This window comes from Serratia liquefaciens ATCC 27592 (assembly GCF_000422085.1).
Taxonomy (GTDB): domain Bacteria; phylum Pseudomonadota; class Gammaproteobacteria; order Enterobacterales; family Enterobacteriaceae; genus Serratia; species Serratia liquefaciens.
Map to the genome: position 1 here is coordinate 3,186,753 of NC_021741.1, position 17,425 is coordinate 3,204,177.

Genomic DNA, 17,425 nt, shown 5'->3' on the forward strand with positions numbered 1-17,425 from the left:
GGGAGAAAAGGACGGTTATTTGCGGGATGGGGAAGATTGGGGACGCAGGATCAGTGCTGCCTGTCTGGGGCGCAACAAAATGCGCCCCAGGAGCTATCAGAAACCCAGGCTGTCCAGAAGATCGTCCACCTGCGCCTGATTGGCGATAACGCCGGCGCCATTCTGGTCGAGCTGCGGGCCATTGAGCAGGCTGTCGTTCGGTTTTTTCTCTTTCGCCGGTTGCTCAGGAATATTTTCCATCAGCACCATCAGCAGCTGCTTTTCAATCTCCTGCACCACGTCCATCATGCGTTTGATCACCTGGCCGGTCAGATCCTGGAAATCCTGCGCCATCATGATTTCCAGCAGTTGGGCATTGGTGAACGCCGTATGCTCCGGCACCTGATCCAGGTACTGACGGGTATCGGTAACCAATTCACGGGCGTCGTCCAACTCTATCGGGTTGGCGAACCACTCGTCCCAACGGCCTTTCAATCCTTTGGCTTCGGACTCCAGCTGTGCCTGGCGCGGCTGCGCCGCTTCCACACAGTTCAACGCCCGTTCCGCCGCCTGCGCCGTCATGGTGACCACGTAATCAAGACGATCGCGTGCATCCGGGATTGCCTCTGCCGCCTGGGCGATCGCCTGATCGAGCCCCAGTTCGCGCATGCTGTCGCGCAGCATCCGCGTCAGTTGGCCAATGCGCGAGATGATCTCCCCCGCGGTTGCCGCATCGCTGGCAGGCATTGGAATGTCTCTCATCGCCCTCTCTCCTTACATGCCCAGTTTTTCAAAAATCTTATTGAGCTTTTCTTCCAGCGTCGCCGCCGTAAAAGGTTTCACCACGTAACCGCTGGCACCGGCCTGCGCCGCCGCGATAATGTTTTCTTTCTTGGCTTCCGCCGTCACCATCAGCACTGGCATCGCCGCCAATGCGCCATCGGCACGAATGGTTTGCAACAGTTCCAGGCCGTCCATGTTCGGCATGTTCCAGTCGGACACCACGAAATCGAAGCCGCCGGCACGCAGTTTGTTCAGCGCATCCGCACCGTCCTCGGCCTCTTCTACGTTGTTGAATCCCAACTCTTTCAGCAAGTTTCTGACGATGCGACGCATAGTGGAAAAGTCATCCACCACCAGAAATCTGAGACTCTTATCTGCCATATATACTCCCAAGGTTTACCTAATCCAAACAACAGCCAGCCTCACGGCAGCTGTTCGCTATAACCCCCTATATACCCTATGAATTTCGAGTTGCAGCCAGGCGACCAGCTCGCTCATCCTCAGGAGCTTACTCAAGAAGTAAGTGACTGGGGTGAGCGACAAATCTGTCGGGAACAGATTTGAACGCTGCTTGCAGCGGCCCTGAAAGGGCAAGGACCATGGATGGGCCTTGTAAGCAGGTAACAACGCTGCGGCTCGAAAGGCGACGGGTATAATTAAGGGTAAAAATCAAATACGCAGCGCCTGCCCACCGGCAATTTGCGCCAGCATGCGTTGGCTCATGCGCTCCAGTTCGACAACTTCATTCACCCCACCGGTGGCGATCGCCTCACGCGGCATGCCGAACACCACACAGCTGGCCTCGTTTTGCGCCAGGGTGTAGGCACCGGCACGATGCATTTCCAACATGCCCGCCGCGCCGTCATTGCCCATGCCGGTCAGGATCACGCCAACTGCATTTCGGCCGGCGTACTGCGCAACCGAGCGGAAAAGCACGTCTACCGATGGCCGGTGACGATTGACCGCCGGGCCGTCATGCAGCTTCACCTGATAGTTGGCACCGCTGCGTGACAGTTCCATATGGCGATCGCCCGGTGCGATGTAGGCATGGCCCGGCAGCACGCGTTCGCCGTCCTCGGCCTCTTTCACCGTAATCTGGCACAGCTTGTTCAGCCGCTCGGCGAACGAGCGCGTAAACCCCGGCGGCATATGCTGGGTGATCAACAACGCCGGGCTGGTGGCCGGTAGCGGTTGCAGCACCTGCCGAATGGCTTCGGTGCCGCCGGTAGAGGCCCCGATGGCAATCAGTTTTTCGCTGCTCAACAGCGGCGTATGGCTGAGGATCGCCGGTGCAGGGCTGCTGGAGCGTTGCGGCAAGCGCGCCTTGGCCGCGGTGCGAATTTTTTCGGCTATCAGCTCGCTGTAGGCCAACATGCCTTCGCGGATGCCAAGCTGCGGTTTGGTGACAAAATCCACCGCCCCCAGCTCCAGCGCGCGCAGCGTGATTTCCGACCCCTGGCCTGTCAGCGACGACACCATCACCACCGGCATCGGCCGCAAACGCATCAGTTTTTCGAGGAAGTCGAGGCCGTCCATGCGCGGCATTTCGACGTCCAGCGTCAGCACCTGCGGGTTAAACTTTTTGATCAGATCGCGCGCGACCAGAGGGTCGGGCGCGCTCGCCACCATCTCCATATCGGGATGGCTGTTGACAATTTCGGTCATCAGCTGCCGCATCAGGGCCGAATCGTCTACGCTCAATACTCTGATTTTATTCATTACCTCTCCTTGGTCAGGCCATACACGGTCTGCCCACGCAAGTAGAAATCCCGGCTGATCTGGCTGAAATTCTCGGAGTGGCCGGCAAACATCAGGCCCCCCGGTTTAAGCAAGGGCACGAAGCGGCGCAGAATGCGCTCCTGTGTCGCCTTATCGAAATAGATCATCACGTTGCGACAGAAAATAGCGTCGAATTGCCCCGGCAACGCCCACTCTGGCGCCAACAGGTTGAGCGTCTGAAAATTCACCCTCCCCGCCAGCTCCGGCCGCACCCGCACCAACCCCTGATGCGGGCCGGTGCCGCGCAGGAAATAACGCTGCATCTGCGCCGGCGTCAGGGTACGCAGATCTTCCTGGCGATAAACGCCCGCTTCCGCTTTCTCCAGCACCTGGGTATCGATATCGCTGGCCCATACCTGGCAGCCGGTGGCGCGCTGCCCGAGCACCTCACTTAAGGTGATGGCAATCGAATAAGGCTCTTCGCCGGTCGAGGCCGCCGTGCTCCACACGCTGTAGCCGTTCGGCCGCTGACGCGCGTGCTCCGCCAGGATCGGGAAGTGATGCGCTTCGCGGAAAAACGCCGTCAGGTTGGTGGTCAGGGCATTGATAAACGCCTGCCATTCGGCGCTGTTAGGATCGCTTTCCAGCAGCGCCAAATAATCGCCAAAGTCGTTCAGGCCCAGCAGCCGCAGGCGTCGCACCAGGCGGTTATAAACCATCTCGCGCTTGTGCTCTGCCAGCACGATGCCGGCACGCTGATAAATCAGTTGGCTGATGCGACGAAAATGCACGTCCAGCAACGGCAGGCGCTGCACCATCTGCGTCAACAATGTCGCAGGGTCTCTGTTAGGGTTCGACGGCGCCGGCTTCATGCCATATCACTCAAAAAAAACGGGCTGCTTATGCGGTTTGACAATCTGGGGCTTCCTTTACCACGGGTGAAACTGCGTCTTGATGGTTGGCCTGCGCGGTGAAGTTATCGTCCGCCAGGCGGAATACCGACACCGCATCGGCCAGGGTAATCGCCTGATCCTCCAGTGCGGTGGCCGCCGAGGCGGCTTCTTCTACCAGCGCGGCGTTCTGCTGGGTTACCTGATCCATTTGGGTCACGGCCTGCGTGACCTGTTCAATGCCGCGGCTTTGTTCGTCGGACGCCGAGGCGATTTCGCCCATGATGTCGGTAACCCGAGTGACCGAACGGACGATGTCCTGCATGGTGGCACCGGAGTTTTCAACCAGCACCGAACCTTGCTTGACCCGGCTGACCGATTCGTCGATCAGACCTTTGATTTCTTTTGCCGCCTGGGCGCTGCGCTGTGCCAGATTACGCACTTCACCCGCCACCACCGCAAAACCTCGCCCCTGCTCACCGGCACGCGCCGCTTCGACCGCCGCGTTCAATGCCAGGATATTGGTCTGGAAGGCAATGCCGTCGATAACGCTGGTAATAGCGCCAATCTTCTGCGAACTGTTGGCAATATCATGCATGGTGGTCACCACGTCGCCCGCCAGTTCGCCGCCCTTGGCTGCGGTGGTAGAGGCGTCACGCGCCAGCTGAGAGGCCTGACGTGCGTTATCAGCGTTCTGTTTCACCGTCGCGGTCAACTGTTCCATGCTGGCGGCCGTTTCTTCCAGCGAGGCGGCCTGCTGCTCGGTGCGGGAAGAGAGATCGTTGTTGCCTTCGGAGATTTCCTGCAGGCCAATCAGGATCGACTCGGCACCGTCACGTACCGCACCAACGGTGCCGATCAGCGACTGCTGCATGCGCTGTAAACTGGCGAACAGCTGGCTGATCTCATTGCGGCCATACACCTGAATCGGCGTGGCCAGATCGCCGGCTGCAATGCGGTCAAAATGACTGCGCATAATGTTCAGCGGCTGCACCAGCATATTGCGTAACCACCACATGGCGCTGCCGGTCACCACCAGCAACATCAGTACCGCACCGGCCACCAGCCAACCGGACAGGGTGAAGGATTGCTGATTCGCCGCATTGGCTTCGCTCACGTTGGCGTTTACCAACTGCAGATACTGGACAAAATCCGCTTCAAACAGATCCTGAGTTTTCTGCGTCGGCTGGTCCATAAAGGCCTGCAGCCGATCGTTTTCCAGGAAACCGATCAGCTCACGTAACGCGCTGCGCAACCGGTCGTAACTGGCTTTGGTGGTTTCGGTCAGCTGCTGTTCCTGCTCGCTGTTACGCGGCACGGCCAGGAACTGGTTGAAATAGAGGTCGGCTTTCTGCAGCGAACTGCGCGCGTTGCCCATCAAGGCATTGACCTGATCCTGCGGCAGTTTGAGCGCCGCACGGGTCCCGGCACGGTTCAGCGTATTGCGGGCCTGCAGCAGGGAAACCCAGCTCAGGCTGAGGGCGTCGCGCTGTTGGCTGCCGAGGGTGATCAGGTTCAGATTGTGGTTATCGGAACGGAAAGCGGTGTACGACAAGCCGCTGGTGGCCAACTGCATAACACAAAAAGTCATCAACAACAGAAACAAGCTGGTAGAGACGCGGATTCGGTTAAACACTATGAACCTCCTTGCAGCCGGCCGAGGGCCAGCTTACGACGGGGAATCGGCCTCCCCCGGGAATGCAGGGAGGCCCAATGCCGGTTAGAACGTTTCCCAGTTATCCTGCGGATCGCTGGCGTTCATTTTTTTATGATTGAGTACCGGTGTTACTGCCGCCTTGCTGCTGACGGGCATTTTGAACTCTTCCTGACCTGCCGCTTTCAAGCGGAATACCGCCACGGACTGGGTCAGCATGCTGGCCTGTTCTTCCAGCGCCGCTGCCGCCGACGCGGACTCTTCTACCAACGAGGCGTTCTGCTGAGTGACGCGGTCCATTTCCGCCACCGCCTGGCCGACCTGATCGATACCGCGGCTCTGTTCGTCCGACGCCGAAGCGATTTCACCCATGATGTCGGTAACGCGGGTCACGGCATTGACGATATCGCCCATGGTTTCCCCGGCGCTTTCTACCAGTACCGAGCCCATATCGACGCGATTGACGGAGTCTTCGATCAGGCCTTTGATTTCTTTCGCCGCCTGGGCACTGCGCTGCGCCAGGTTACGCACTTCACCGGCCACCACCGCAAAGCCACGGCCCTGTTCACCGGCACGCGCCGCTTCGACCGCCGCGTTCAGCGCCAGGATATTGGTCTGGAAGGCAATGCCGTCGATTACGCCGGTAATGTCGGCAATTTTCTGCGAACTGCCGGCGATGTCGTGCATGGTCTGCACCACGTTAGCCACCACCTTGCCGCCTTTCTGCGCGGTTTCGGAGGCACTCAATGCCAGTTGGCTGGCCTGACGGGCATTTTCGGCGTTCTGTTTCACCGTCGCGGTCAGCTGCTCCATACTGGCGGCGGTTTCTTCCAGCGAGGCAGCCTGTTGTTCGGTACGTGAAGAGAGATCGTTGTTGCCGGCGGCAATTTCGGAAGCGCCGCTGTAGATGGCGTCGGCACCCTGACGCACGCCGCTGACGGTGTCGATCAATTCGCTCTGCATATGCTTCAGGCTGGCTGCCAGCACGCCCATTTCATTGCGGCTGGTCACGGCGATCGGCTGAGTCAAATCGCCGGCGGCAATCATCTTGATGTGTTCGATCATTCGGTTCAGCGGGCGCACCAGAATGTGGTGAATACCGCTCCACACCAGCACAATCACGGCCAGTACCACCAACAGCACCACCACCAGCGTCCAGATGGCGAAGCTGAATGACTTATTGCTGTCTTCAACCGCGGTCTGGTAAAGCTTGTCGTTTTGCGCCAGATAGATGTTGTAGATGTCTTCGAACGCGTCCTGATAGCTTTGCGTCGGCTGATCAAAGAATGCGTTGATTTTGCCTTCACCCAGCAGTTGGGTCAGTTCGGTCAACGCGCCCTGCAAGATGCCGTATTGCTGTTTCAGCTTTTCGGCCGATTGCGCGTCCTGACGGGCGTCGAGAGGAATTTTGTCATAGGCGGCATAGTGCTGTTCCGCAACCACCAGGTTGCTCTTGGCGCGAGCCAACAGTTCGGTGACGCTGGCGCCGCTGCCGATGTTATTGGCGTCCATCATGTGACGAATACCGGCACGGTTCAGCGTGTTGCGAGCCTGCAGCAGGTTGACCCAGCTTTCGTTCAGCTCGGACTGCTGCTGGCGAATGGTCTGCAAAACGGTGAAGTTTTCTTTGTCATTCTTCAGTGAGGAGAAAAAGAGCCCGCCTGAAACCAGCTGCAAGGCGCCAAATAACACCAGCACCAGTAACAGGCTGGTGACCACCTTCATACGATTAAACATGTTTTCCCTTGTTGAACGCCCGCGCGGACAGGCCCTGATTACGTTGATTGACAGAGTTATCGGCGCGGCGGGGAAGAACTTTATGAGAAGAGGTAACTATTTTGTGCAGAGTTTGGGTTTGTCCGGTTTTCGAATCAGGGCGCGGCATGCCGCGCCCCTACGGGGAGCGGATCAGGCACTTTTCGCGACGCTGTCGACCAGTGACATCTCTTCGCTGCTCAGCAGCTTTTCGATATCGACCAGGATCAGCATGCGTTCCCCCAACGAGCCCAGCCCGGTGAGGTATTCGGTGGCCAGCGTCACGGCAAACTCCGGCGCCGGGCGGATCTGTTCGGTGGTCAGCGACAGCACGTCAGACACGCCGTCAACCACAATACCCACCACCCGCTGACCAAAGTTCAACACGATCACCACGGTGTTTTCATCGTAGGACACGTCCTGCTGGGCGAACTTCACCCGCAAATCGATAATCGGCACAATCACGCCGCGCAGGTTGGTGACGCCCTTGATAAAGGCCGGAGTATTGGCAATGCGCGTAACCTGATCGTAACCGCGGATCTCCTGCACCTTGAGGATATCAATGCCGTATTCCTCGTTACCCAAGGTAAAAATCAGGAACTCCTGCCCTACCGTTTCGCCAGCCAGTTTGCTGACGGTTGCCAGTCCTGCCATGTCATTCACCCTTTAAATCAATAGATTAATTATTATGCAGCCGCGTCCGTCTGACGCTGCTCGCGGTTCAGGGTTTGCAGCGCCGAGACATCGACAATCAGCGCCACGCTGCCGTCACCGAGAATGGTGGCGGCGGAAATGCCCGGCACCTTGCGATAGTTGCTTTCCAGATTCTTCACCACCACCTGATGCTGGCCGATCAGTTGATCCACCAACAGCGCATAGCGGCGGCCGGCGCTTTGCAGGATCACCACAATGCCCTGGGTGGCGTCGGTTTTGGCCCCCGCCACGTCGAACACTCGGAATAGCTCCACCAGCGGCAAATATTCCCCGCGCACCTGCAACACCCGCTCGCCACCGGCCAACGGATGCAGATCTTCAGCCTGCGGCTGCAGCGATTCCATTACCGCGTTGAGCGGCAGGATAAACACTTCATTGTTCACCTTGACCGACATACCATCGAGGATCGCCAGCGTTAACGGCAGCAAGATCCGGATAGAGGTCCCCTTGCCCGCCTGGGAATGGATTTCGACGTGCCCACCCATTTCCTGAATATTTCGCTTCACCACGTCCATGCCGACGCCACGGCCGGAAACGTCGGTCACCTGCTCGGCGGTAGAAAAGCCCGGCGCGAAAATCAGCATGCCGACGTCTTCGTCGCTCATGCTGTCGCTGACCGCCAGCCCCTGCGAGGCCGCTTTCGCGAGAATTTTCTCGCGGTTCAGGCCGGCGCCGTCGTCGGTGACTTCGATACAGATATTGCCGCCCTGATGCTCTGCCGACAGGATCAGGTTCCCCACCTCCGACTTGCCCCCCGCGAGGCGCGTGGCCGGATCTTCAATGCCGTGATCCAGGCTGTTGCGCACCAGGTGTGTCAGAGGATCGATAATGCGTTCAATCAGGCTCTTATCCAGTTCGGTAGAACTGCCCTGCAGCTGCAATTCCACCTGCTTGTTCAGCTTGCCGGCCAGATCGCGCACCAGACGAGGGAAGCGGCTGAATACGTATTCCATCGGCATCATACGGATCGACATCACCGACTCTTGCAGGTCGCGTGCGTTGCGTTCCAACTGGCTCATGCTGTTGAGCAGATCGCCGTGATTCACCGGATCCAGACTGCCGGAGCGCTGCGCCAGCATCGACTGGGTGATCACCAACTCCCCCACCAGATTGATCAATTGGTCCACTTTTTCTACCGCTACGCGGATGCTGGTGGATTCGCTGGCCTTGGCGCGCGGTTTGGGCGTTTCCGCCACCGTCGGCGCCGGTTTGGCGGCCACGGGCGCAACGGCAACGGCAGCGACCGGCTCGATCGCTACCGGCGGCAGCTCAGCCTGAGGCGGCGTGGTAAAACTGATTTGCTCCGGCTCCAGTACAAAACACAGCACCGCGCTGATGTCATCTTCGCTGGCGGAGGTCAGCAGCGTCACTTCCAGGCTGTTTTCGGTCTGATGCGGGTTTTTCACCTCACCCAGGTTGCCCAACTCTTCCAGCATCAACGGGACTTCGTTCGGCTTCAGACCACACAGACAAACCCGCATGCCGCCTTCAATGGCCGCCGGTGCTGCGACGGCGTGTTGCGCGACGGCAGGTGCTGCGGGGGCATCTTGCTGCTGTGCGTCCAACGCAAGCTGCCGCAACGCCTGACAGATGTATTCAAAGCTGTCGACGTCAGGCTTTTGCGAAGTTTTATAAGCGTCCAGTTGCTCCTGCATAATGTCTTTGGTTTCCAGAAACAGGTTTATAATCTCGGTGCTCAGGCTCATTTCCTGACGCCGCGCACCGTCCAACAGGTTCTCCAGCAGGTGGGTGGTTTCCTGCAGCACCGAAAAGCCAAAGGTCGCCGCACCGCCCTTGATCGAGTGCGCTGCGCGAAAAATGGCGTTCAGCGGCTCAATGTCCGGAGCCAGCGGATCCAGCTCCAGCAGGTGTTGCTCCATGTCGGCCAGCAACTCGTCTGCTTCATCAAAAAAGGTCTGATAAAACGCACTAATATCCATGCTCACGGGGTCACCTCTGCTGTGAGTCGCTGTTAGTCGGTGCAGGGACAGCCGCCGGCTGCTCCGGTGCAATGAGGGTGGCCGGAGCCGTCGCCGACGGGGCCAACGGTTTTAAATCGACCGGCTGGGCAATCTCCATCGCGTTGCTTTCGCCATTTTCATGTTCAATGCCCTGCTGGGTTTGTTTGTTGAGCACCAGAACGGTAATGCGACGGTTGATGGCATCGTCGGCGCCGTGTTGTTTCAGGCTCATGGTGGCGGCCATGCCGACCACCCGCAGGACCTTCCCTTCCGACAGCCCGCCGGCGATCAGCTCGCGCCGCGACGCGTTGGCGCGATCGGCCGAAAGCTCCCAGTTGCTGTAACCGCGCTCGCCGGTGGCGTAGGGAATATCGTCGGTGTGGCCGGACAGGCTGATTTTGTTCGGCAGGTCATTGAGGATCGGCGCAATCGCCCGCAGGATGTCGCGCATGTAGCTTTCTACCTGCGCGCTGCCGGTTTTGAACATCGGACGGTTTTGACTGTCGATGATCTGAATGCGCAAGCCTTCATCCATCATGTTGATCAACAGATGCGGCCGCAGCGCTTTCAGGCGCGGATCGGACTCAATCAGTTCGTCCAGTTTTTCCCGCAGCTTGTTCAGCCGCAGCTCTTCGTCACGCTTCTCGAGCGTATCAATCTGCTTTTTCACCAACCCGTCTTGCTGGGTAGGATCGTCGCCGCCGCCGGGGATCGGGCTGCTTTCAGAGCTGCTCTTGTCGCCGGAAGTCAGCGCCACCTTCAGCGGCGTGCGGAAGTATTCGGCGATTTGCGTCAGTTCCTGCGGGCTGGCGATTGCCAGCAGCCACATCACCAGGAAGAAAGCCATCATTGCCGTCATAAAATCGGCGTAGGCAATCTTCCAGGAACCCCCATGATGGCTGGCGTGATGCGACTTGCGTTTTCTGACCAAAACAACCGGGTGATTCTGTTTCATGCCTGTTCTTCTTCCGTCGCCTGCTGTGCCGGCGCCTTCACGCGACGCACATGTTCTTCCAGCTCAACAAAGGAGGGACGTTCGGTGGTGTACAGCGTTTTACGGCCGAATTCGACCGCAATCTGCGGCGCGTAGCCATTCAAACTGGACAACAAAGTGACCTTGATGCACTGCATCATTTTGACGTTTTCGGCACTCTTTTGTCGCAACAGGGTCGCCAGCGGTGAGATAAAGCCGTAAGCCAGCAAAATGCCCAGGAAGGTGCCGACCATCGCGTTGGCGATCAACGCCCCCAGTTCGGCTGCCGGGCGGTCGGCCGAGGCCAGCGCATGCACCACCCCCATCACCGCCGCAACAATGCCGAAGGCCGGCAACGAGTCACCGACCATCGCCAGGCTGCCTGCCGGCACCTCGCTTTCCTGTTCAAAGGTTTCGATCTCTTCGTCCATCAAGGCTTCGATCTCAAAGGCATTCATGTTGCCGCTCACCATCAGCCGTAAGTAATCGGTAATAAACTCCACCAGGGTGTTATCGGCAAGAATGCGGGGATAATTAGAGAAAATTTCACTTTCCTGCGGATTATCAATATCGAACTCGAGGGAAAGCATGCCTTGTTGACGGGATTTGGCCAGCAGCCGGAACAGCAGCGCCATCAGATCCATGTAGAGATCTTTGCTGTATTTCGAACGACGCATCAGCTTGGGAATGGCGCGCAGGGTGGATTTTATCGCCTTACCGTTGTTGCCCACGATAAAAGCGCCGATACCCGCGCCGCCGATAATCAGAAATTCTGCCGGCTGATAAAGCGCGCCCAGATGGCCCCCCACAATCAGGTAGCCCCCAAAGACCGCACCCAATACCACGAGATAACCCAAAATAACTAACACACGCATTCCTTAAATTAACAATGTGGATGGAAGGTGGGCTAAGCGCGCATATGAGCCGCACGGGCACAACAGGCTGAGCTGCGCCTTTGGGTTCGGCACGCCGAACCCTGCATTTCACCAATCGGTTTAAATCTGGATAAACCGGCGCTGCCGCCGGCTCAAATTGCGCGTTTAACCTGCTCGTCCAGCAGTTGAGGAATAATATCGGCCAGTTGCGGCGAAAGTTTACGTCTTTTTACTGCGCGGGATGGGGGTTGGCATAAACTGCAAACAAAATTGTTCAACGGTTGGTGCGCGTGGGTGATAAAAGTGCCACCGCAGCAGTTGCAGGCAGAAAGCTGCAGCATGCCGCTATCGACGAAGCGCACCAGCGTCCAGGCTCGCGTCAGCGCCAGCAACGGCGGCTCACCCGGCTGGTGCGGACACTGTTCCAGATACAGACGATAGGCTTTAATCACTGCTTCAACGCCCGTGCAGTGCCCGCTTTTCATCAGGAAACTGTAGGCGTTGTAGAACATCGATGAATGGATGTTCTGTTCCCAGGTCATAAACCAGTCCGTCGAGAACGGCAACATCCCTTTCGGCGGTGGACTGCCGCGTAACTCCTTATAGAGCTTGATCAAACGCCCACGGCTGAGCTGCGTTTCGCTTTCCAACATCTGCAAACGCGCACCCAATGTAATCAGCTCCATGGCCAGCTGAATATCCTTGGCTTCCTGAACAATACTTTTCTCTGCCATCATCAAGCTCTTTTCTTCGTCGCACTGCCGTCTTTCGCCGACAGTTCTTGCAGTAAATGGCTTGAGAGCAAAATACCGGTATGGATTTGCTGCAGATCGTCCACGCGAGACTCTTTCGTCAGACGCTCGATGGTTTGGTGATCGTTAAAGCGGAAGTGACAAACCAGCTGGTTGGTTTCAGCCAATTTGACCATTTGCGGTAACGTAAGTTGAACAAGCGCATCGGCCATGGTTTCGTCGATACCCAGACGGAACATTGCCGATGCTTTTTCATCATTAATCAGACGCTGTGCTAAAAGTAAATACGACAAATTGATGTCATAAATATGCTTAAGTAATTCAGACGTACCCATATTCCCCATCCCGACAGACTATGTTTAAAAACATACGCTGGGTGATAATTTTTATCGCCCGTGACCTGGGTTTGTTCCCTAAGTTGGCAAATGAAACCCTGAATAACGACCGTTATAAATTTTTCAACATCACTAAATTCGGACCATCATTCAGTATTTGATACGTGCGTAAACCAACGTGTATGGATGTACAGCATTTTGCTTCAGCAGTGTTTAATCACCGTGAAACTATTTTTACAAAATTAATAAGATTATTCCTAATGCAGCGCAACTCTACCCCTGAACCATTAGCACACACAATGTAAGTGAGAGGCAATTTTAAATACAATGTGATCTAGATCACAAAAATAAAAAATAATTAAGCCAAATAGCCCGTTACCAGTATGATTTTTAACCGCATTTTCGCTCACAAAATAAACATAAGTAAAAAAACGTCTTAAAAACAATGTATATAAGCCAAAAAAATATCTTTTTTAGATCAATTCGAACAAAAGCATCACCAAACTAAAATAACAGAACAAAAATCTGCTCGTAGCCGATAAAGACAGTATAAATAACCGTTTAATAAACAATAAACTATCCGCATTGAAATATAACGCATGTAAACTATAAGGTTATTAGGTTTCGGATTTGACTTAAGCTTGCGAGAAATTCCTGTTTTATTTTTCAACGAATGCTTCCATTCGGTTAACAATGATTCGCTTAGGTTGTGAACAAGAAAACAGAGGTAACCATATGTTTCATGGTAAATAGAATGAAAGCGGGAGGTTTCGCATGGTTTTTTGGCGTGAGTCATGCCAAAACGATTTATCGGCAGTATTAATTAAAACTTTAATAAATTTTCTATTCGATTGAAAAAATGAGATCTCCGCTGATGTTTATTGTTCAATAATACCCATCCCCCCTACCCGTTGTGCAAATAAAGTAAAACGCGGTTTCGTTTTATTCTCCATAAGGGTTTCATTTATCTCATACAGATTGCAAATTCCAGCCTGACGAAGCCTTGGCTCACTTACGGGGTTGGCAGGCAAAGGAGCTAGCGGCTGAACATACGCATTAACCGTGGAAAAAATATCCAACGTCAGACATAACTGACTACGCCTGGGCACTAACGGGAAGGCGACATCTGTTCAGCGCCATCAACTGGCGAGGAGTTTCCCCTCCTTTAGCATGAGGCTTTCCCTATTTTGCATGTTGAACGGCAGGATGGCATTGCCGCCGGCGCAACGGCATATTATTATTCTCACTGCAGCGGCACTCACGCGCAGCCAATTATTACCGTATCGCAATTTATTTATTTGAAATTAATTTTTCAGGTCGCACATCACACCTTTGCTGCTGTCACGATGACAGGGTGATGTTTCTTCGTTCGGCTACAACTCTTAACAGGCTATATTTTAATCATGACCGATACCCTTGATTATCTGATGACATTCCGCAAATGCACCAGCTTGGACAGCGTGGAGAAAGTGTATGACAAGCTTAACTACTCCATCGATAATGACATTGAAATCAGCAATATGTACCGTGCAGCGGATCACCGCCGCGCCGAACTGGTGGCGGGGAAATTGTTCGATTTGGGTAAGGTGCCAAAAACGCTGTGGGCGCAGGTGCTATAATTTGCATTAATTACGCGCGCATGTACTTTATCTTTTATTGCTAAATAACGGCAACTTCCTCGGATTTATTGGCGCGCGTGATACAAACCACATTTATTCGCTTCACCAGGCTCTACCCTTTTACCCTATCAACAGGAAACAGGAGTGGAAGATGGGATATCAAAACGTTTTGGTTACCGTCGCCGTGGCGGCAGACAGCCACCGCCTGGTTGAAAAAGCCGTCTCCATCGTGCGTCCTTACAACGGCAAAATTACCCTGCTTAGCACCATTGCCAATCCGGAAATATACAATAACTTCGCCGGACCGATGCTGGGCGATCTACGTGCGCTGATGGAAGAAGAAACGCTGCTGTTTCTGGAAGAACTTCGCCTGCGGGCGGATTACCCGATTGCCGACACGCTGATTGTCCACGGTGAACTGGCCGACAGCCTGAACTATGCCAGCCAACGGCAACCTTTTGATCTGGTGGTTTGCGGTAATCACAGCGACGGCATGATGAACAAAATCTCCTGCTCTGCCGCGCGCTTTATCAACACTAGCCGTATCGACGTGCTGATAATCCCACTGTAACGCTGAGCACATTAGGCCATTCGCTCTTTTCGATGATTGACTAGACTTAGGCTCTCTGTCCGCATAAGGAATGCCTGATGTCTCAGTCTACACAACAAAACCGCCGTTTTCTGTTGGCTTCTCGCCCGCACGGCGAACCTGTCGCAGACAACTTCCGTTTGGAAACCGTCGCTACGCCGCAGCCCGCCGCCGGCCAGGTGTTATTGCGCACCGTCTACCTGTCGCTCGATCCTTACATGCGTGGCCGAATGAGCGACGCGCCCTCTTATGCTCCGCCGGTGCAGATTGGCGAAACCATGGTGGGTGGCACGGTCTCACGGGTCGTCACATCACAGCACCCCGATTTCAAACCCGGCGACTGGGTATTAGGCTACGACGGCTGGCAGGATTATGCCCTGTCTGACGGAAGCGGCTTACGTAACCTCGGCCCTCATCAGGCGCATCCTTCTCGTCTGCTTGGCGTCCTGGGCATGCCGGGCTTCACCGCTTATATGGGCCTGCTGGAGATCGGCCAGCCGAAACCCGGTGAAACCCTGGTGGTCGCCGCCGCCAGCGGCGCCGTCGGTTCGGTCGTCGGACAGGTTGCCAAACTGAAAGGCTGTCGGGTAGTCGGCGTGGCGGGCGGTAAAGAGAAATGCCGCTATGTGGTGGAAGAGCTGGGCTTCGATGCCTGTGTCGATCACCGAGCCCCAGACTTCGCTGAGCAACTGGCCGCCGCCTGCCCGCAAGGCATCGATATTTATTATGAAAACGTCGGCGGTGCGGTGTTTGATGCGGTGATCCCACTGCTGAATACCCAGGCACGTATTCCGGTCTGCGGGATTATCGCCCACTATAACGCCACCGACCTGCCCGCCGGGCCGGACCGCTTGCCGATGCTGCAGGGCTTGATCTTACGCAAGCGCATCCGCATGCAAGGCTTCATCATTTTCGATGACTTCGCGGAAGGTTTTGATGAATTCCTGCAGCACATGAGCGAATGGGTCGATCAGGGGAAAATCAAATTCCGTGAAGACCTGGTCGACGGACTGGAAAATGCACCGCAGGCATTCATTGGCCTGTTGCAGGGCAAGAACTTCGGCAAATTGGTGATCCGCGTCGCCGACGAGTAATCCCCACTGGGCGCGGTGATGTACTGCCGCGCCCTGCTATGCCCTCAATGCAACGCACCGCCACTGAGAGATAAATCCTCATCGACCGTCAGAGTGGTATGCACAACACTGCGTACCGCCTCAATCATTGCGGCTAACGCCAGGCTGGGTTTTCCCGGATGATTCACCGCCAGCTCATGACTGTAAGGGATGTGGATAAAGCCACCTTTGATCGCCAAATTTTGGCTGGCGATATGATGGCTCAGCCCGTAGAAAAGCTGGTTGCAATTATAAGTGCCTGCCGTGTGCGACACCGCCGCCGGAATGCCTGCCTGATGTAAATGATGCACGATCGCCTTCACCGGCAGCGTGGAAAAATAGCCCACCGGCCCCCCTTCCACCACCGGGATGTCTATCGGTTGTTTTCCGGCGTTATCGGGAATGCGGGCGTCAATCAGATTGATGGCAACCCGTTCAACGGAAATTTCGCCGCGCCCGCCGGCCAGCCCCAGGCAGATCACGGCTTTGGGCCGCAGCTCTTCGATGGCGGCAATCAGCTGCTGGTTGGACACCCCCAGCACGCAGGCCAATTGACGCACCACCACTTCTGCGCCGGCGATCCGCTCTCCCGCCAGCGCCTGCGCTACCTGCCAAGAAGGGTTAACCTTATCCCCGTCAAACGGCTCAATGCCGGTCACCAATACCCTTTCCATCATCGCACCTCAGGTTGTTATTGAATCCGCGTGCTCTCAGCCTAAACAACGCGCTATGATTCTGGAAATGGATTATCTGTATATAGAGTATTCATAAAATGAATTTATCCAGCGTCGATCTCAATCTTCTGGTGGTGTTTGAGGCGTTATACCAAACGCGTAACGTCACCGCTGCCGGCGGACGTCTGAACCGTGCCCAACCGTCGGTCAGCAATGCGCTGTCGCGCTTGCGGCTGTTGTTTGACGATCCGCTGTTTACCCGCAGCGGCGGCGGCATGTTGCCAACCGCGCGTGCTCACCAACTGATGCTGCAAATCCACCCGGTACTGGAACAAATCCACCAGACGCTGACGCCGCCGACGCGCTTCGATCCCGCGACGGCCAGCCAGCGCCGCTTCAGGCTAGCTGCAGGCGACTACGCCGATATCACGCTGCTGCCTACCATTATCAGCCGACTGCGGCAGGATGCTCCAGGCATCGATATCCGGGTTTCCCGGCTCGATCGCCGCAATGTGGTGCAACAGCTTGAGAGTGGCGAGATAGATGTGGCGTTGGGCGGGCATATCGAGGCGGTGAAGGGCATGCTGGTGCAGCCGTTGTTTACCGAAAGCTTTACCTGTATCGCCAGCCGACATCATCCGCGGTTAGCTGCCGAAAGTTGGGGCTTGGCGCAATACGTCGGCCTGCCCCATGCCCTTTACGCGCCCTCGGACGACGGCTCCGCCCGCGGGATTATCGATCGTCGACTGACGGAACTGGGGCTGGAGCGACGCGTGGCCGCAACATTTTCGCATATCGTGGCGCTGCCTGCGGTAGTCGCCGGCAGCGATCTGATCGCAACCCTGGCACACAGCGTCGCCAGCCAGTTTGCCGATCCGGCGAAGGTACGCTTTCTGCCGCTACCGTCAGAACTGGCGGTGAGTACGTTTTCTGTCGATCTGGTTGCCGGTCGCCAGGCCCGGCGCGATCCGGCGCTGACCTGGCTGTGCGATACCCTTACCCAACTGAACTGGGGGAAGAGTGAATGAGAAGCGCCCCTCC

The 17,425-nt window shown here is 56.1% G+C and carries 17 protein-coding genes; 4 read left to right on the forward strand and 13 right to left on the reverse strand.

Translation table 11 applies throughout. The annotated features are described in order from the left end of the window. Window positions 1–96: 96 nt before the first annotated feature. The 12 genes from cheZ to flhD form a co-directional block, all read right to left on the reverse strand. Window positions 97–741 carry a protein phosphatase CheZ gene (gene cheZ / locus M495_RS15015; RefSeq protein WP_041414707.1) on the reverse strand — a complete coding sequence of 215 codons (645 nt, stop codon included), beginning with the start codon at window positions 739–741 and terminating at the stop codon, window positions 97–99. A 12-nt stretch (window positions 742–753) separates the two neighbouring features. After that, a complete protein-coding gene (cheY, locus tag M495_RS15020) occupies window positions 754–1,143 on the reverse strand; it encodes a chemotaxis response regulator CheY (protein WP_020827532.1) in 390 nt (129 codons plus the stop codon). A gap of 288 nt (window positions 1,144–1,431) precedes the next feature. Further along, window positions 1,432–2,481, reverse strand: a complete 1,050-nt coding sequence (locus M495_RS15025; protein WP_020827533.1) for a protein-glutamate methylesterase/protein-glutamine glutaminase — start codon at window positions 2,479–2,481, stop codon at window positions 1,432–1,434. After that, window positions 2,481–3,353 (reverse strand): protein-glutamate O-methyltransferase CheR, encoded by an 873-nt coding sequence (cheR, locus tag M495_RS15030; RefSeq protein WP_041414709.1) that lies wholly within the window; start codon window positions 3,351–3,353, stop codon window positions 2,481–2,483. The genes M495_RS15025 and cheR overlap by 1 nt, the downstream gene beginning before the upstream one ends. Window positions 3,354–3,381: 28 nt before the next feature. Next, a complete protein-coding gene (locus tag M495_RS15035; protein ID WP_020827535.1) occupies window positions 3,382–5,007 on the reverse strand; it encodes a methyl-accepting chemotaxis protein in 1,626 nt (541 codons plus the stop codon). 84 nt (window positions 5,008–5,091) lie between these two features. Further along, a complete protein-coding gene (locus tag M495_RS15040) occupies window positions 5,092–6,762 on the reverse strand; it encodes a methyl-accepting chemotaxis protein (protein ID WP_020827536.1) in 1,671 nt (556 codons plus the stop codon). A gap of 171 nt (window positions 6,763–6,933) precedes the next feature. After that, entirely contained in the window at window positions 6,934–7,434 is a 501-nt protein-coding gene (gene cheW, locus M495_RS15045; RefSeq protein WP_020827537.1) for a chemotaxis protein CheW, read from the reverse strand. Between the two features lie 32 nt (window positions 7,435–7,466). Continuing rightward, complete coding sequence (gene cheA, locus M495_RS15050) at window positions 7,467–9,440, reverse strand: chemotaxis protein CheA (RefSeq protein WP_041414712.1); 1,974 nt, start codon at window positions 9,438–9,440, stop codon at window positions 7,467–7,469. Window positions 9,441–9,444: 4 nt separating this feature from the next. Further along, window positions 9,445–10,410: a flagellar motor protein MotB gene (gene motB / locus M495_RS15055; RefSeq protein WP_020827539.1), complete on the reverse strand. Its 966-nt coding sequence runs from the start codon at window positions 10,408–10,410 to the stop codon at window positions 9,445–9,447. Further along, a complete protein-coding gene (gene motA, locus M495_RS15060) occupies window positions 10,407–11,297 on the reverse strand; it encodes a flagellar motor stator protein MotA (protein WP_020827540.1) in 891 nt (296 codons plus the stop codon). Before motA ends, motB begins: the two co-directional genes overlap by 4 nt. A gap of 158 nt (window positions 11,298–11,455) precedes the next feature. Next, window positions 11,456–12,040 (reverse strand): flagellar transcriptional regulator FlhC, encoded by a 585-nt coding sequence (gene flhC, locus M495_RS15065; protein WP_020827541.1) that lies wholly within the window; start codon window positions 12,038–12,040, stop codon window positions 11,456–11,458. After that, window positions 12,040–12,390 (reverse strand): flagellar transcriptional regulator FlhD, encoded by a 351-nt coding sequence (flhD, locus tag M495_RS15070; RefSeq protein WP_020827542.1) that lies wholly within the window; start codon window positions 12,388–12,390, stop codon window positions 12,040–12,042. Before flhD ends, flhC begins: the two co-directional genes overlap by 1 nt. A 1,403-nt stretch (window positions 12,391–13,793) precedes the next feature. Here flhD and ydgT point away from each other — a divergent pair. The 3 genes from ydgT (at window position 13,794) to M495_RS15085 (ending at window position 15,692) form a co-directional block, all read left to right on the forward strand. Beyond that, window positions 13,794–14,009, forward strand: a complete 216-nt coding sequence (ydgT, locus tag M495_RS15075; protein ID WP_012145712.1) for a transcription modulator YdgT — start codon at window positions 13,794–13,796, stop codon at window positions 14,007–14,009. A gap of 151 nt (window positions 14,010–14,160) precedes the next feature. Next, window positions 14,161–14,580, forward strand: coding sequence for a universal stress protein UspC (gene uspC / locus M495_RS15080; RefSeq protein WP_020827544.1), 420 nt, complete (start codon window positions 14,161–14,163; stop codon window positions 14,578–14,580). Between the two features lie 77 nt (window positions 14,581–14,657). Then, the gene (locus M495_RS15085) at window positions 14,658–15,692 is read left to right on the forward strand and encodes an NADP-dependent oxidoreductase (protein WP_020827545.1); all 1,035 of its coding nucleotides are present in this window, start codon (window positions 14,658–14,660) and stop codon (window positions 15,690–15,692) included. 44 nt (window positions 15,693–15,736) lie between these two features. Here the strand turns inward: M495_RS15085 and pcp are convergent, their stop codons facing one another. After that, window positions 15,737–16,384, reverse strand: a complete 648-nt coding sequence (pcp, locus tag M495_RS15090; protein WP_041415482.1) for a pyroglutamyl-peptidase I — start codon at window positions 16,382–16,384, stop codon at window positions 15,737–15,739. 98 nt (window positions 16,385–16,482) lie between these two features. On the opposite strand from pcp, the gene M495_RS15095 reads away from it, so the two are divergent. Continuing rightward, entirely contained in the window at window positions 16,483–17,412 is a 930-nt protein-coding gene (locus M495_RS15095) for a LysR family transcriptional regulator (RefSeq protein ID WP_020827547.1), read from the forward strand. Window positions 17,413–17,425: the final 13 nt, after the last annotated feature.

What these genes read in the sequence shown, in the direction of transcription:
- cheZ (WP_041414707.1), bottom strand. Translation starts at nt 741, where the DNA reads ATGAGAGACATTCCAATGCCTGCCAGCGATGCGGCAACCGCGGGGGAG.
- cheY (WP_020827532.1), bottom strand. Translation starts at nt 1,143, where the DNA reads ATGGCAGATAAGAGTCTCAGATTTCTGGTGGTGGATGACTTTTCCACT.
- M495_RS15025 (WP_020827533.1), bottom strand. Translation starts at nt 2,481, where the DNA reads ATGAATAAAATCAGAGTATTGAGCGTAGACGATTCGGCCCTGATGCGG.
- cheR (WP_041414709.1), bottom strand. Translation starts at nt 3,353, where the DNA reads ATGAAGCCGGCGCCGTCGAACCCTAACAGAGACCCTGCGACATTGTTG.
- M495_RS15040 (WP_020827536.1), bottom strand. Translation starts at nt 6,762, where the DNA reads ATGTTTAATCGTATGAAGGTGGTCACCAGCCTGTTACTGGTGCTGGTG.
- cheW (WP_020827537.1), bottom strand. Translation starts at nt 7,434, where the DNA reads ATGGCAGGACTGGCAACCGTCAGCAAACTGGCTGGCGAAACGGTAGGG.
- motB (WP_020827539.1), bottom strand. Translation starts at nt 10,410, where the DNA reads ATGAAACAGAATCACCCGGTTGTTTTGGTCAGAAAACGCAAGTCGCAT.
- flhC (WP_020827541.1), bottom strand. Translation starts at nt 12,040, where the DNA reads ATGATGGCAGAGAAAAGTATTGTTCAGGAAGCCAAGGATATTCAGCTG.
- flhD (WP_020827542.1), bottom strand. Translation starts at nt 12,390, where the DNA reads ATGGGTACGTCTGAATTACTTAAGCATATTTATGACATCAATTTGTCG.
- ydgT (WP_012145712.1), top strand. Translation starts at nt 13,794, where the DNA reads ATGACCGATACCCTTGATTATCTGATGACATTCCGCAAATGCACCAGC.
- uspC (WP_020827544.1), top strand. Translation starts at nt 14,161, where the DNA reads ATGGGATATCAAAACGTTTTGGTTACCGTCGCCGTGGCGGCAGACAGC.
- M495_RS15085 (WP_020827545.1), top strand. Translation starts at nt 14,658, where the DNA reads ATGTCTCAGTCTACACAACAAAACCGCCGTTTTCTGTTGGCTTCTCGC.
- pcp (WP_041415482.1), bottom strand. Translation starts at nt 16,384, where the DNA reads ATGGAAAGGGTATTGGTGACCGGCATTGAGCCGTTTGACGGGGATAAG.
- M495_RS15095 (WP_020827547.1), top strand. Translation starts at nt 16,483, where the DNA reads ATGAATTTATCCAGCGTCGATCTCAATCTTCTGGTGGTGTTTGAGGCG.